At 52.5% G+C, this 15,424-nt stretch carries 12 protein-coding genes; 6 read left to right on the top strand and 6 right to left on the bottom strand.

The annotated features are described in order from the left end of the window. Positions 1-164: 164 nt before the first annotated feature. Both HW561_RS21275 and HW561_RS21270 read left to right on the top strand, forming a co-directional pair. On the top strand, positions 165-1,208 hold the full coding sequence (locus HW561_RS21275; protein WP_408015406.1) for a YeiH family protein: 1,044 nt from the start codon (positions 165-167) through the stop codon (positions 1,206-1,208). 279 nt (positions 1,209-1,487) lie between these two features. Beyond that, positions 1,488-1,748, top strand: coding sequence for a cupin domain-containing protein (locus tag HW561_RS21270; protein WP_235963021.1), 261 nt, complete (start codon positions 1,488-1,490; stop codon positions 1,746-1,748). Positions 1,749-1,904: 156 nt separating this feature from the next. Here the strand turns inward: HW561_RS21270 and HW561_RS21265 are convergent, their stop codons facing one another. The 5 genes from HW561_RS21265 to HW561_RS21245 are packed head-to-tail and all read right to left on the bottom strand — an operon-like array spanning position 1,905 to position 5,549. After that, on the bottom strand, positions 1,905-2,756 hold the full coding sequence (locus tag HW561_RS21265; protein ID WP_176867361.1) for an energy transducer TonB: 852 nt from the start codon (positions 2,754-2,756) through the stop codon (positions 1,905-1,907). Continuing rightward, positions 2,753-3,136, bottom strand: a complete 384-nt coding sequence (locus HW561_RS21260; RefSeq protein WP_176867360.1) for an ExbD/TolR family protein — start codon at positions 3,134-3,136, stop codon at positions 2,753-2,755. Before HW561_RS21260 ends, HW561_RS21265 begins: the two co-directional genes overlap by 4 nt. A gap of 4 nt (positions 3,137-3,140) precedes the next feature. After that, on the bottom strand, positions 3,141-3,512 hold the full coding sequence (locus HW561_RS21255; RefSeq protein ID WP_176867359.1) for an ExbD/TolR family protein: 372 nt from the start codon (positions 3,510-3,512) through the stop codon (positions 3,141-3,143). Positions 3,513-3,516: 4 nt separating this feature from the next. Then, entirely contained in the window at positions 3,517-4,467 is a 951-nt protein-coding gene (locus tag HW561_RS21250) for a MotA/TolQ/ExbB proton channel family protein (RefSeq protein ID WP_176867358.1), read from the bottom strand. Then, positions 4,464-5,549: a siderophore-interacting protein gene (locus HW561_RS21245; RefSeq protein WP_176867357.1), complete on the bottom strand. Its 1,086-nt coding sequence runs from the start codon at positions 5,547-5,549 to the stop codon at positions 4,464-4,466. Before HW561_RS21245 ends, HW561_RS21250 begins: the two co-directional genes overlap by 4 nt. A 631-nt stretch (positions 5,550-6,180) precedes the next feature. Between HW561_RS21245 and HW561_RS21240 the strand changes: the two genes are divergently transcribed. From HW561_RS21240 to HW561_RS21225, 4 genes are all read left to right on the top strand, one after another. After that, positions 6,181-8,025: a GumC family protein gene (locus HW561_RS21240; protein WP_176867356.1), complete on the top strand. Its 1,845-nt coding sequence runs from the start codon at positions 6,181-6,183 to the stop codon at positions 8,023-8,025. Positions 8,026-8,281: 256 nt separating this feature from the next. Next, a complete protein-coding gene (locus HW561_RS21235) occupies positions 8,282-10,156 on the top strand; it encodes an acyltransferase family protein (RefSeq protein WP_176867355.1) in 1,875 nt (624 codons plus the stop codon). A gap of 376 nt (positions 10,157-10,532) precedes the next feature. Next, entirely contained in the window at positions 10,533-11,717 is a 1,185-nt protein-coding gene (locus tag HW561_RS21230; RefSeq protein ID WP_211198724.1) for a hypothetical protein, read from the top strand. Between the two features lie 73 nt (positions 11,718-11,790). Further along, positions 11,791-13,056: an O-antigen ligase family protein gene (locus HW561_RS21225; RefSeq protein ID WP_176867354.1), complete on the top strand. Its 1,266-nt coding sequence runs from the start codon at positions 11,791-11,793 to the stop codon at positions 13,054-13,056. A 172-nt stretch (positions 13,057-13,228) separates the two neighbouring features. Here HW561_RS21225 and HW561_RS21220 read toward each other — a convergent pair whose 3' ends face one another. Beyond that, positions 13,229-15,286 carry an adenylate/guanylate cyclase domain-containing protein gene (locus tag HW561_RS21220; RefSeq protein WP_176867353.1) on the bottom strand — a complete coding sequence of 686 codons (2,058 nt, stop codon included), beginning with the start codon at positions 15,284-15,286 and terminating at the stop codon, positions 13,229-13,231. Positions 15,287-15,424 lie beyond the last annotated feature (138 nt).

Raw genomic sequence — 15,424 nt, 5'->3', positions numbered from 1 at the left:
ACGCCATGAAAAAACCCGTCGCTGTCGCAGGCGTCTCAGCCAACGACATGGCGCACATGAAACAGGCGTAAGGGCTTAACCCAACAGTTGCCTGGGCCTTCCAAAGGTCCAGGCTTTTTGAGCGTCTTCCATAAGGAAGGCGCTAATCTAGTAAAGGAATAACGATGCAGGCGTTAAGTGCATCTCAATCGCCCATGTCCTGGGCGCGCTCTTTCGTGCGCAAAAATGGTCATGGATTCCTGGTGTCCGTGGTTGTGGCTGCTGCCGCGCAGTTTTTGTCGGAACACTATGGCGCCCCTGCGATGCTGATGGCGCTGTTGCTCGGCATTGCCTTTCATTTTCTTGCAGAAGATGATGAGGGCGATTGTAAAGCGGGCATCGAATTCACCGCTCGGACTGTGTTGCGCTTTGGCGTCGCACTTTTGGGTGCGCGCATTTCTGTCGAACTAATGGTTGGTTTAGGCCCGCAGTTGATTGCGGTCGTAATTTTCGGTGTGATCCTGACTATCCTGTTCGGACTTCTCGGTGCCCGCTTGCTTGGCCGCGGCTGGCGTTTTGGCATTTTGACTGGTGGTTCAGTCGCGATATGCGGTGCGTCAGCTGCTATGGCGCTGTCGGCCATTCTGCCCAAGAACGAGCATTCGGAGCGCAACCTGATCTTCACTGTTCTGTCGGTTACGGTATTGTCGACCGTTGCGATGATCGCCTATCCGATCCTCACCGAAACATTCGCCTTCGATTACGAGGTTTCCGGGGTCTTCCTGGGTGGTACGATCCACGATGTGGCTCAGGTCGTCGGTGCGGGCTTTTCGGTTTCGGATGAGACCGGCGAAGTCGCTACGTTGGTCAAGCTGATCCGCGTCGCCATGCTGGCCCCGGTGGTTTTGATTATCTCGGTCCTCGTGCGGCGTCACGCTGAGTTCAGCGATGAAGATGAAGGCAAACGACCGCCAATTCTGCCCATGTTTGTCGTTGGATTTCTGATTTTTGCTATACTGAATTCACTTGGGTTGATCCCGGCAGTGGTGTCAGAAGGCATGGCGAACCTTAGCCGCTGGGCTTTGCTTGTCTCAATTGCTGCGGTAGGGATGAAAACTTCGCTGAAACGCATTCTTGACGTCGGTGGTCAGGCCATTGCCCTGATCGTCGCCGAGACGGTCTTTATTGCACTGTTCGTGCTGGCAGGTGTCTACTTTTTGCATATGTGATGGAAGCCTTTGTAAAATTGCAGGCCATCCCACCCAAAAAGAAAGTCCGGTCACAGAAAGGGATTGTTCCCACCTTTCTGTGACCGAAACGGCAATTGAGGTGGGCCAACTGGAATGATGCAAATCGACGTGCGGCACAATCGTAACCCTAGCTAAACTGGTGTCAAAATGAACGGACATGTCATTAACTTATTCAATGAACCGGCAAACCGAAGCGAGCGGCGACTTGCTGATCTGCCTGATCGGGTTGTTGAGGGGGATCCGTACCATAAGATCGGAATGCACTTTACCAGCCCGGATGAGTCTTTGTCGGCTGGCACTTGGACTTCAACACCCGGCAAATGGCATGCGTTCACGGACAAGGACGAATACTGCTACATCATCGAAGGGCATTGTGCACTGATCCACGAAGACGGGACTCGGCAAGACTTTCGGACCGGGGACAGCTTTATGATTCCAAACGGGTTTCGTGGATTTTGGGAGGTCATGGAGACCACAACAAAGCACTTTGTGATCCGCGACTGTACGCCGGTCGATTGAGATATGTGGGCTGAATTCAAGAAAGGTCGCGTGCTTCGGGACTGGCTATTCGCGGAAACACCTGCGAACGGTTTTGTTGCCAGCTTTTGCCCATTGGCGCATGACTGGCCGAGGGCATTTTGTCATCGCAGATCCGGTCCTGACACAGGTTGCTGACTATCGCCGCGCTGACAGTTTGATGGCCACTGCAAAGTTAAAGCTGTTGCCCGAAAGATCTTTGGGCGCTTTTGGAAAGCGCTTGGCCCGGGCGACTGCGTTCATCGCGGCGTCGTCAAGCTCGGGAATACCAGACGATTTTTTTACGCGATAGCTGACCAGTTTACCGTCGCGCGACACCCGCAACTCGATCGTTGCATTTCCGCTTGCTTTTGATCCGCGCGGGTAGCGCTTGTTGCGCTCGATGCGCGCCCGGATTTTAGCGCCCCAAACCGCCTGAAGTTTGGCCGCTTTGCCGGGATCGCCGGTTGTGACTTTGTTACGTCCGGCACCGGCCTGCGCCGACCCGCCAGAGCCTGCCGCGACTTCTTTAGCCCGTCCTGTTGATGCCTGTTCAGCTTTCAGCCCCTCTTTGGGGTTTTCTTGCACGGGCCTGGGTTTAGGGCGCGTGTCGGGAATATCCTCAGTATCACGCTGAGGGTCCGTCGGAGGTGGAGGAGGGGGTGGCGTCGTATCGATCTCGATTTCCTGAAAACTATCTGGCTGCTTGATCGCCACGCGTATTTCTGCGCGCGGAGCAAGGGTGAGATCGATCTGCGGAACAGTCAGGGATTCAGTTGGAACGACGTCGGGTGGTGAAAGTTCGTTTTGAACTTCTGGTGTGACGACTGGTGGGCGCTCCCATGACTTGACCATCTCAACAACAGTGGGTGCCGCTGCCTGAATGGAAACCATCGCATCGCCACCGCTACCCCCGGCCTGCACCCCGGATCGGGGGCCTTGGGCGAACGCCAACACGTGCAGCGTGATGGCGATGATCACGAATATGCAGATTTCAATCCCGTGTTTCATTGTGCTGTCACAATCAACTCGACCCGGGACAATCCGGCGCTTGCGAGTTTTTGCAGCAAACCGGCCAGTACGCTGGCTTCCAGCTCGGCATCTGCGCGCATCTGAATGATCTGATCGGTCGAACTGATGGCCGTGATCGCGCTCAGGGCAGCGGTGTCTTCGGTTCCCTCAAATGAGATTCTTCCGGTTTTATCGACGTATAAGATGCGCTCCATTTCTGGCTCGATTTCAGACGTGGCGTTGGGCGGAGTGACATCAAATGGCTCCGGCGTGGTGAGATTGGATGTCATCAGGAAAAAGATAAGCAACAGGAACACCACGTTGATCATCGGTACGATCGACTCGGAACGCGGTCGGCGGGGTGGGGCAGAGAAATCCATCACGCTACTCCACCAAAACCGTCGCGGTGTAACCGGCCTGCCGTAGGGTTTCAGTCACCGTAACAATGCGTTGCAGGCTTGCGCCATCCTTGCCGCGCAGCACCAGCATGTCCGTCGGGGATTGCATCAGGGGCGCAAGGGCCTGCGGCAGGTCAGCCGTCTCGATGCCATTCAGTCTTACCATGTCAGGATACACATCGATCAGGCGTGGGGGTCCGGTGTACTCACCACCTGTTGACGCAAGTGGCAGCGGCAGAATTGCATCCGCTCCGAACCGAGATGCCAGCATGAAGAAAACCAGCAAAAGAAACACCACATCGATCATCGGGGTGAGACTGGGCTTGCGCCGGGGTCTGCTGGGTGGGGCGAATTGCATGAGTCTATTCTGCGACCAGTCTCAGATCGTCTGGTTTCTGGGCCACAAACAACCGCGTTGCCCCGTCTTCAACATCTCGCCGAATGCGATCGATCACCGCTTCGAACCATGTCAGGGCGGCGGAAGCGGGGATTGCAACCGCCATACCGGCCGCCGTGGTCAAAAGGGCTTCCCAGATGCCGCCTGCCAGCAATGCGGGATCGGCCCGGTTGCCAGCTTGTTGCAGCGCCTGAAATGCAGCGATCATGCCAAGAACAGTACCCAGCAGACCCAACAAAGGCGCAATGGTGGCGATCAATTCCAGCGCTCGCAACCCGGTGCCCGCCTGTGCGATTTCGCGCTTTGCGACCCGGGCGGTTTCCTCACGTGCGTGTTCTTCCGGCAGTTGCCGGATCGCGGTGATTGCGTGTGCAACCACTTTGGACCGTATACCTCTGCGATCCATGACAGTGGCCAGGGCGGCATCGGTGTGACCGTTCTCGAACAGGTCCAACGCTTTTCCGGCTTTGCCCCGTGACCACGCGCCGATCAAGGCCAGTCGCCAGATTTTCCACAGGATCAGCGCAACTGTAATCACTGACAAGGCTGCAATAGCCCAGATCGACGGTCCACCGTTCTTCAAAAACTCGGTCGCTTTGATCGACGCATCCTGCGCGGCCAGCATCAGTTCTTCCTGCTGGCTCAAAGGTTCGGAGGGTGGCAAAGCCTCTGGCGTTTCGGGCGTTGCCAGGTCAGTTGAGGTGATCGGATCAGCCGGTGTCTCAGCCGTCGGAACCTCAGGCTCGGGCGTCAAAGGAGATGTCGTTCCTTCTGGCTCCTCGATTGATGGCAAGGGGTCTGCAAATGCAGGGCTGTTCGCGGGCAATTCGGGCGCCGGTTGCGACGGAGTTTCCTGCGCAACAAGGCAAGCGGGGGCCACGACAAGGGCAGCCAGAAGTGTAAGTCTCTTGATCATGGGCGGCTCCAATAGGCCGAGATATAGGCTTGGGCGGGATCGCCGTTGTTGTCTTTGAAGGCCGCACGAACGCGCTGAACTTCGCTTTTCTCACTGGCAACCCAAAGAAAGTGGTCTGGTCTTTTGCTGTGATCAGCCAGTGCCAGATCAGCAAGATCCGTCCCGTCCGCCCGAATGTGCCATTTCACGGATATCCCATCCGGGAAATGGATCGGGTAAGCGCATTCCGCGCCTGCGTCGGCAAAAAGGGTTACTTGGCCGACAGAGTCGCACGGTAGGTTTTCGAGAATACGGGCAAGAGCGGGAAAGGCGGTCTCGTCGGCATAAGCCAGCAGTCGGGCCGTTTGCGGAATGCCGCCGCCGACCGGCCCTGAAATGCCAAACGTTGCGCCGGGCAGAACGGTATGCACCCAGTTTGTGACACGTCCGCCCTCATGCAGGAATACGTCGAAGTCCAGTGTACCTGTCGCATGATCAAGCATTCGGACGGTGTAAACCGGGCGATGCAGGGTTTGATCGCCCTTGGGCCAAACAGCTGTCCCGTTCGCAGCAAGAGTTGGCCACTGCACGGCAGTAGCCCCCTCAGGCGGTAGGACCAGACGGAAATGAATGGCATCGTCCTGAAACCCTGACAGGTCCTTGACCGATGCCCTCACACGCACAAAAGCACGACCCAGCGGTGTGACAGACAGAACCCGGGCAAAATGGAAGTTGGCAGGATGTTTGCCGGCTTGGTCCGAACCGGACCACCGCAACCCATCAACTGAATCCGGGGCTACCTGACCCAACCGTTCCACCAGCCCCTCTTTTAGAACCTGCAGCCATTCGGGGCGGGGGGCCTGAACGCGAGCCTGAACACCTGCGCCTGCGCGTGAAAAGGACAGCAGCCCGCGCGCCAATTGGACCGTAATGCCTGCGTCGCTATCAGTGTGGACCTTCAGATCACGGGTGCTGGCCTCGTGCCGGAGGTGCATTCGGATTGCATTGAAGGTCAGGCCGCGTATGTAGGTTTCCGAGCGTTGCGGGAAATCAGGGTGCAAGGTCACCGCTTCTTTAGCTCTGGCCGGGTCTGCAAGCGCCATTGGACCATCCATCTTAGATGCCAGCGGACGACACCCTTGCGGATGTACTGTGTCGCATTGGCACTGTTGATTTTCATGAGGTTTGGCTGGATCACGGCAACTCGAGGGAAGAAGCACGATCTGGCTGACAGGGAATTCGGCCCGTCTTAACCCTTGCCGTAAAATTCCCAATCGATTTTGTCAACATTGACGTTTGGGTGAAACCCGGGTGGTCGTACCGAATTTATACCCCCAAGAGGTGGCTCTTGGGTCAGTAGAGAGCTTGTTAAGCTGGTCTTTGTTCGTACCGAGTTCGTTGTCGTAGCGCAGCACGAGGTTCGGCAATTGCGAGCCATGTGCGGGACGAGAGTGTGAGAAGCGGTGTCTGAAACTTCTTCGGTCAGTCGCTCATGGTCAGGGATATCGACAGACAGGGTGCGGCAATCCAAGCTCGCATAATAGTTACACCGCACTTGGCATACCTTTCACAGAGCCCTTAGGATAAGCCCGCCTTCAGGAGATTTGTGCAACAAAGCCAGATAAGTCTACCAAGACGAGTAAAGGGACGATACAACTGCGCCTAAGGTACCTGTTGGTTTCCGGGACCTTTTTCATGTCGCAATGACTGTGTTAGCAAGTATGGAGTATACCTGTGAAATCTACGTATGGCGTTACGAGCAGCCAGAGCGAATCTGCTGAATTCGTTAGCATTTGGCTACTTTTGCGCCGCAACATGCTTCCTGTTGCAATCCTTGTTTTAGTCGCAGTTTTTTTGACGTCACTGTATATGAGCTCGGTGCCTGACAGGTACCGTACCGATGCGCAGATGGTTTTGGCGCTTTCCGAAACCCGTTTCAGCGATTCTACCGGAAACTTGGAGACCTTCGAGTTGAGTCGTTCAAGCGTTGAAACTGAACTGGCAAAACTTCGGTCACGTGACTTTGCTGAGCAAATTGCGGAAACACTGGGCCTGTTTGAAGACGATAGTTTCGTTTCTGGAATTGATCCTCAAACAAATCTCCCTGTGAGTGAGGAATTACGGCGCCAAGCCGTCACAGACAAAGTGTTGGCGTCCTATAGCGTGACTCGTGAGGGTGAAAGTTTGGCTTTGACAGTCGAAGGCAGATCAACCAATCCGGATCTCGCAGCAGCCTTCGCCAACACGGTCATAAGCGTATATATCAATAATGAATTTAACAACCGGATTAACAGGCTGCAAAAATCCATTGGTGACTTGCGCCGCCGGGTAGGGCTGTTGGGAGAAGAGTTTACACAAGCCGAAGCCAAGCTGGCAGAATTCATTCGCAATGATAACCTTGATGACGAACAGCAACTGAATCGACTGCGAAACACCGTCGAACGAGCGCGTACAATCTTGGAGGCTGGACTGGAACAGCAGGTTCCTCCGGACGAAGAAAAAGCTATGCGCGAAGAATTGGCGGATGCAGAACAACGGTTGCAATCGCGGACTCGTTTGGAACTGTCGCTCCTGGCCAAAGAGAGAGAGACTGAACTTCTTCGGTCTCGTTACCAGTCAGCAGTCGACGAACTTAATCTACTTGAGACCAGAATAGGACAGGAAGACCCGGGGACAACTCAAGTATCTGTTGCCCGAGTTCCACTCAAAGCCTATGCACCCAGCCGCCTCCTTGCTGTCCTTCTAGCGGGCGCCATGTCCGTCATTATAGGCTTTGTGCTTGCGCTGGTGCGGGAAGGGCTTGATCGGACCGTCAAGACTGAAAAACAGATATTCAAGGCGACCGGCCTTCAAAATCTAGGTTATTTCGTCAAACAAAAAGTCAAACCCACTAAAAACCAAGCTACGGTCGCAGAACCTATTGAGAATCCCAACTCACCATTAGCTGAAGCCGCACGCGGGATATTGACCAACTGCATCAAGTTTCAAGATGCCAAGGTACTGTTGATCACGTCTGCATTGCCCAACGAAGGCAAATCATTTCTCAGCTCAGTTTTGGCTACTACTGCAGCTGCTGACGGAATGGACACGTTAATGATTGATCTCGACACTTACCGTCGGGGTGCTTCCAAGCTGTTGGTTCCAGATTCAGTCAAGTTCCAGCAAACAGATCTATATTCCGATAATCTGGTCGTTCAACCTGTTCCCATGGCCCAAAAAGCGACCGGAACATTGGATCTGATGACGGTCGCTTCTCCTACGCGTGAACTCACGAGTGCAGCTGAGGCCAAACTAAAAAGGGTAAAAGAGACTCTGTCGAAACAATACGATCTCATCGTGATCGACACCCCGCCAGCTTTGGTGATGGACGAGGTTTTTCGAAATGACGCTTTGGTAGACGCAGTACTTCTGGTGTCGCGGTGGGGTAAAACTCCGCAAGACGCTCTTCAAACGGCAAGCAGGCGATTGGCTCAATCTGGATTCCATGTCGTAGGGACTGTTCTGAACGACGTGGATCCTAAAAAATTCCGCTGGATTGGGTATGAAGGTTACTATGGGCACTATGACTACTACAAGTAGACTCCGAAAAAACGCGCCGAGAGACCTACCTCTCTACGTGCAATATTTTGAGAGTCTCTGAGTTAACCAATTGTAACGGTGTGTGATTAATAAGTTTAGGTTTCTCAAATGGACAAGCGTATTATATCGAACGACTATTCCGACGCCATCAGTTTAATCATGGCAGTCACTTCTGCAATGATCCGTTCCGCCATTCAATTCTCTTGTGTATACATTGCAAGAAATTCATCTTTCATTCATTTGAGGGATTGCTGACTTGAAGTATCGCGCCGAAATTGACGGCTTGCGAGCTGTTGCAGTTGTGCCGGTCATACTATTCCACGCCGGCTTCGAGTTGTTTAGTGGAGGGTTTGTAGGCGTTGACGTTTTTTTTGTGATCAGCGGATACCTGATTACAACGATCCTCATTGAGGAAATTGAAAAAGATCAATTTAGTATCGTCAACTTTTACGAAAGACGTGCACGGCGAATTCTTCCAATTCTCTATTTGGTCGTGATATCAACACTGATTGTTTCTATGTTTGTCCTCTACCCCGAGGATTTGGTTTCTCTGGCAAAAAGTGCGATTTCGATACCAATTTTTTCTTCAAACTTCTTCTTTTGGTCAGAGCGAGGTTATTTTGGCGGCGCAACGGAGCTTAAACCGTTGGTGCACACCTGGAGTCTGGCCGTCGAAGAGCAGTTTTATATCGTCTTTCCCCCATTGCTCCTATTGATTTACAAGCTTGGGTCCAGGTATCTGACTTGGACTCTCTTCTTGATTTTCCTTTTGTCACTAATTTCGTCTTACTATGTAACATTGATACATTTTGATACCGCTTTTTACTTTCCCTTTACGAGAGCGTGGGAGCTGCTCATTGGCGCTTTTTGCGCGTTGTTTCTTTTTCGTAAAACAGTTTCTATTCCACAGCCACTTGCCGAGGCTTTAAGTTTTTTTGGGTTAGCTTTTATAGCGTTTGCATATTTTACATTTGACAGCACAACACTATTTCCCTACGTCAACGCATTGATACCCACACTTGGCACCGCAATTTTTATAATTTCGTCGACCAATTCTGTTCTGCTTCGCAAGCTTTTGTCATTATCGGCAGTGGTTTACATAGGTCTGATAAGCTTTTCGTTGTATTTGTGGCATCAGCCCCTGTTCGCCTTGGCTCGCCATCTCAGCTTATTTGAAAACAACGTAGTGATTTTAATAGCCGTAACGATCGTTCTTTCAGTGACGTCGTACTACGTTGTTGAAAAGCCATTTCGCAATAAGCGCAGAGTAAATTTGACAACGCTCATTACATATGGCGTTGTTGGGACTGTTCTTATTGTCGCGCTCGGAGGTGTGATTGTTTTCAAAAATGGATTTCCATCCAGATACGCGGTTGCCGATCAAAAACTTCTTGCCCAGTTGGCTTCTTACAAAGGGTATAATCAAGTTCAATTTGACTCACTGCAATTTAGGTCTTTTTCGCCGGACTCTAAAAGAAAAGTGGTCATAGTTGGAGATAGCTATGCCAAGGATTTCGTGAATGTACTGATTGAAAGTGGCATGTTTACGGATTTTGAGTTTTCCACACGTCAGGTGAACTCCGAGTGCGGAAACTTGTTGCTCACTGACTATGATGCAATTCAAGTCAATATACCAAGAGCCAGAGCAGAGCGCTGTAAGGTGCTTGGCCGTTATGAGGGTGATGATTTTGATCGCATCCTTACAAACGCTGATGAGATTTGGCTGGTTTCATCCTGGGAGGAATGGGTGGTTGATTTGCTGCCCACGTCGTTGAAAAATCTGGATCAGAAGTACGGCAAGCCGATAAGAGTATTTGGAAACAAAGACTTTGGCGCAATGAACTCTATCAAGGCGCTATCGATCTCCAACGAGGACAGGGCTACGCACACGCAACCGGTGCGCGAATATTCAATCCAGATCGCAAATCGTCTGGATGATGTGCTCAAGTCTTATGAGTATTATTATCCAATTATGGATGACTTGTGTGGCGGGGATCTGGAGCGGTGTAAGGTTTTCACTGACTCTGGGTTGCTAATGTCCGTAGACGGGGAGCACCTGACCCAAGAGGGCGCTATAGAGGCAGGTGTGAGACTCCAATCCACCCTATCATCACTAAAGATTAGCCCCTGAGGATGAGTGAATGATACGATCCTTAGAAAATGCCCTAGATCTATCCGCATAAGATGTTTCAGGAGTTAACCTCTCAATGACCGTCATTGCAGCCCGAACCGGTAACCCCATCGTTCGCTCGAGATGCTCGACGAACAGTTCAATCTCAGGTCGAGGGCAGCGGTTTCTACGCACTTTTAGTTTACTGATTGCCAGTGCTTTCTCACTGGCAATTCCAGCGGATGCCCAGATCGAAAGCAGAGCGTTCCCGCCGCTTCTACCAGATGGGGCGCAGCGGGCCTTTCCGACGGCCGAAGGCCACGGTGCCGCGGCGAAAGGCGGTCGCGGGGGTAGGGTTATCTACGTGACAAATACGAACGAGGCTGGTTCGGGTTCATTGCGCGATTGTATTCAGCAAGCGGGTCCCAGAACCTGTATTTTCAGAGTCAGTGGTACGATTGTGTTAGAAAAGCAGTCGCTGGTCGCGTCAAATCCGTACCTGACAATTGCAGGTGAGACCGCCCCCGGAGGCGGTATCGCAATTCGCAATGGCCCACGACAGCTCAGGCCGTCGCTTGAGATCCACACTCATGATGTAATTGTCAGACATCTGCGTATTCGCCCGGGCCCGCACGAATTGAAATCTTGCTGCTCTGGTGCCATCGGCGTTTACAAGCGCGCAAGTCGAGACGTGATTTTTGATCATATTTCAGCCAGCTGGGGCAGTGATGAAACGATGGACTCGGAATATGCTGAACGGCTGACTGTACAGTGGAGCATCTTCAGTGAGCCATTGTACAGTGGCGGCCCGGGGAAAAGTACCCGGGCGCGCAATATGCTTTTGACGCGCGGGGGCGATTTTAGTGTGCATCACAACCTGTTTTCACACGGTATTTTTCGAAACCCACAAATCGCACCTGAGACACCCGGAACAACAACTGAAATTGTGAACAACCTGATGTACTCGCCGCAATGGCAGTATGTGGTATCCTTGATGAACAATCGCGGAAAAGTTGCCGCCAACATTATTGGCAATTTAAAGTTGACTGGAAAAGACATAGCGTCAGACAGGCTTGTCCATCTATTCGACTACGGAGAATTTGGGTTCGAAATTTACTTGCGTGACAACCTGGACGAAGACAATCGTGAGACCAGCGATCTTCCCGAAGACTTGGTGCTTGCGCCTGAAAACCGAAATTATGTCGTTAGTGAACCAGTCGTTACTCCGTTGGTGCATGCCGATCCCGTAGCCTCGGTTTATGAATCAGTTCTTCAAAATGCAGGCGCAACACGTCCGATGCGGGATGTTGTCGATCAGCGTGTTATCGAAGAGGTTCGAAACCGGTCCGGCCGTGTCCTGAAGAGGAACCCGGAAAAGGTAGGGGGATGGCCCGAATTGAGCATTGCTTTACCTTATCTGGATGTTGATACGGATGGAATGGATGATGAGTGGGAAGTCAAATGGGGACTGGACCCAAGTGACCCGCTCGATGGGATCGATGACCAGGACGAAGACGGCTGGACCAATCTGGAGGAGTTTCTGCACGAAATGGCTGGTGATGGCGCCGGTATGGGAAAGTAAGTGAAAGAAATTTCTATCTGCCAGGGCCAAATTTCGGACTAAAGCAGTGGACGGTTAGCGGATCAGTCGAAGGATGTCAGACAAAATGGAGGGAGTGGGGACAATTACCCGACCAAGATCGTCGCTGGAGAACGCCGAGATGTTCTGCCTGCTCCTCGGCATCCTGCTAAGTACATTTTCTTCCGTCCGCCACCCTATCGCGTCTTTCACGGCCAGTGATTTTTTCATTACTTTTTCACTGCTTTTTCGCTGTATTCGCTGCATTCCAAAGTATCCTTTGCAGTCAGCAACATCGCTTTGGTGGGTTGGAATTGCCATGGTCCTCGGCGGGCTTTTGGTAGGTAGCGTAGCTAACGGTGATCCTGGTGAGGCGTTCATTGTACTTGTTCAATATTTCTTTTCATTTGTTTTACTACCCTTGGCGATACTGGGCCGCCCTTATGAAGAGGCTGTGGCTCTGGCGAAAATTGGTGTCTTGTCGATTGTCATCAATTGCCTCGTTGGAATGGGAGCATATTCCGTAGGTCACTCGGGTGGGGATGCCAGACAATTTGCATTGGTGACCGGGAACGGGCGGGTGGCCGGTCTTACCGATAATCCCAACGGGCTTGCCGGTATCATCGACCTTTGGTTTCCCGTGATTTGGTATCTGGGACTAACTAAGGCTTTCCGCCCGCTTGTTTTCGCCAGTTTTTTCGGAATCACGTTCATCACACTTATTTTCACCAGTTCCAATTCAAGTTTGGTTGGTGCGTTTATCTGCGGAGTGATTTATCTGTTCTTGCTTGGGAAGTTTCGCGTGTTCTTCATCTGGTCGACCATTTTCGTGGTCATTCTTTGGATCGGGTTAACTTTCGCTGATCAGATTCTCCCTGAAGCCTTCGTCGAGCGTGTTCTCAATCCGATACAACAGGGTGATATTGAGAACGCAGGAACATTCGATGATCGCGCCGACTTGATGGTCGAGGCATGGTACTTCTTGCCGGACTACTTTGCGATCGGAATGGGTGCCGGGGGCTATCGAGAATTGAGTGCGCACGACCTGCCAGTTCATAATCTTTATCTGTTGTTGGCGAATGAAGGTGGTCTTATCGCGCTTATGGGATTGCTCTTGATCTTCCTCGCAGCTGTCACAAGCGCGGTACTTGCCGGCCCCGAGACACCGAACAGGGTCGCCGGTCGCACAACCGTCATCACAATTACTCTGACTTTCGCCGCGCTGGCGATGAACTTTACCCATGTCTACCAAAGAGCGTATTTGGTTCCATGGATCGTTTCTATAGGGCTATTATCCCACTACAGTCGCATTCGGTTACCTTTGAAAAAGGTATCCACCTGAGGCGAATTTACTGCACAAATGGACGTGATCCTCTCCAACAAAATTGGGGCGGATCAAGACGGTAGTCCATTAGCCATTGCATTTACAGCTACCGTCACATTGTGAACGTCATTACCGAACACGCTCAGAGCCTGGTTAGCACGACAGCGCCTACTTATGGGATTTGGACAGTTCATTTCGTGTCCGCAATAGCGACACCCATCCAGTCACTTGGTGGCGGCTTGGTTTGGAATGTGGAAGCACGTTTTGTCATGATGGCTGAAGCCGGATCACCGCCGCGCGCCTCATCGGCCGTCTCAAAAGCGGCGATCGCCTTGTCAAAACGTCTGTTTCGATAATGTCGTAGACCTTCTTCGTAGGCCAAAACCCAAGCCTGTGGTCCTTCGAGAGTATCGGCCATCGCAATCAACTCGTATATGACAAGCCCACCGGTTCTGCCGAACACGGCGAGCGTGTCCAGTTCCCGTACGATGATTGTGTCGCCAGCTGCACGCCGTGTCTCCGGGCCGATCAGGATTGATGTGCCATAGGCCTTGTTGGTCCCTTCCAAACGGCTTGCGACATTAACAACGTCACCGATTGCCGTATAGTTCAACCGTTGCTCGGATCCGATGTTGCCAACCAGCGCTTCACCACTGTTCAATCCGATCCGGATGCCCAGGGGGGTTCCGGTATCGTCCTTGATGTCCGCCTCTGCAACCGCCGCGACAAGATCCAGTGCGGCGCGGCATGCATTCTCGGCGTGATTTACATCCCGACGTGGTGCGCCCCAGAATGCCATAACGGCATCGCCCATGAACTTGTCGATCGTTCCGTCATGACGTGCGATGGCCGACGAAGCCGCGTCGAAAAAGGGTTCCATCAGCTGAACGATCTTCGGTCCGAGTTTCTCGGACAGACCGGTAAAACCCGCAACATCGCAAAACAGGACCGAGATTACCTTCATGTCCCCACCGGGCTGTGTCTCGATACCCTCGGCAACCAACATCCGAACAAGATCGGTAGGGACGTATTTGCGAAAGGCCGAGAGACCTGCCGCCATGTTTGCCGTCGCCGCGGAAAGGTTCGATAGCTCTGAAAGTCTGGATGGCCGTCGTGCGATCTGTTCGATGTCGAAGCGTTCAACCTTGCTCAGGTCCTCGACGATGCGTGCCAATGGTCTGGCTACGACCGTTCGAACAAGCCAGATCGCCAATCCGGTTGCCACAATCACGACTCCGATCAATACGTAAATCAGATCTACCAAGGTCTTGTCGATTCCAGACAGGAATGCCGATTCCGGGATAACTGTTGCCACGCGCCAGCCATAAAAACCCAACGGTGTCAGTGCCACGGCATAGGGCACACCATCATTAACAATCCGGGTTGTCGAGTTCATGGTCGCAGGTGTCGCGGTCTTTCCCAACAATTGTTCACCGGACATTTTGGCTACCTCATAGAGGTTGCCTTCACCCATCCGTGCCGGCGTAATCTCATCGGCATTCGGATCAGGCGCTGCGATCACGTTTCCGTCAGCATCAAGGATAAACGCGGCGCCAAATTCGCCCGGTCGCAATGTACCAAGAAATCGCGACAGTCGATCCGTTTCTATGACAACTGCCAATACGCCCTGCCGCGTACGGTTCACATCAACCGGCCCGGCAAACGCGTAGACTGTCTTTTGAGTACCCGGCAAGTCACGGGCTTCGATCCAATCCGGTGTGCTCCGCCCTATCGAATTCCCGAACCAGGCGTGTTCACGCGGATCGAAGGTTGTGGGCGTGAATTCTCGCTCTTCAAATTGGATGTCGCCGGGAATAAAGATGTATCGATCCGTACGCAGCATCCGATCCCGAATTTCATCGTCGATTTCGATCATCTCCAGACCGCCATCGCCGAGCCGGTGTGCCGCAAAAAAGTTCCCGTCTGACCAGCCGAAGATGATCCATGAAATGTTGGGTTGTGCCTGCAATTGAGACAGGAAGACAAACTCTCGCTTGTCGGCTTGTCGCGTTGCAATAACGTTCTGAACAAAGATGGTGCGGACCGCAGCCCAGGCTGCTTCTGCCGACCTGAGTGTCAGTCCGACTTCGATGCGAACGGTATTGGCGATCTGACTGTTGATTTCGGCCGCAAGCATCCGACTGTTTTCTCGCGCTGTTGTCCACCACAGGGAATGGACAACGAAAGTCGACACGCCGATCGACAGGGCAACAAGCAGTGTAACAGCGATCCCTACGCTGACGCGCATAGTGTCTCCATAATGGCGGTAGGCGCCGGAACCAGAAGTTTAGACGGTCAACTGGCCAAATGAAACCTCAATGTCGCGCCCTGGTTGATGCCAGACGAACACAATTGCGTTGTCTGGTTGATCCTGTTTCTCAAAGGC

The organism is Ruegeria haliotis (assembly GCF_013377785.1).
GTDB lineage: Bacteria > Pseudomonadota > Alphaproteobacteria > Rhodobacterales > Rhodobacteraceae > Ruegeria > Ruegeria haliotis.
This window is presented reverse-complemented; position numbering and strand designations above follow the sequence as displayed.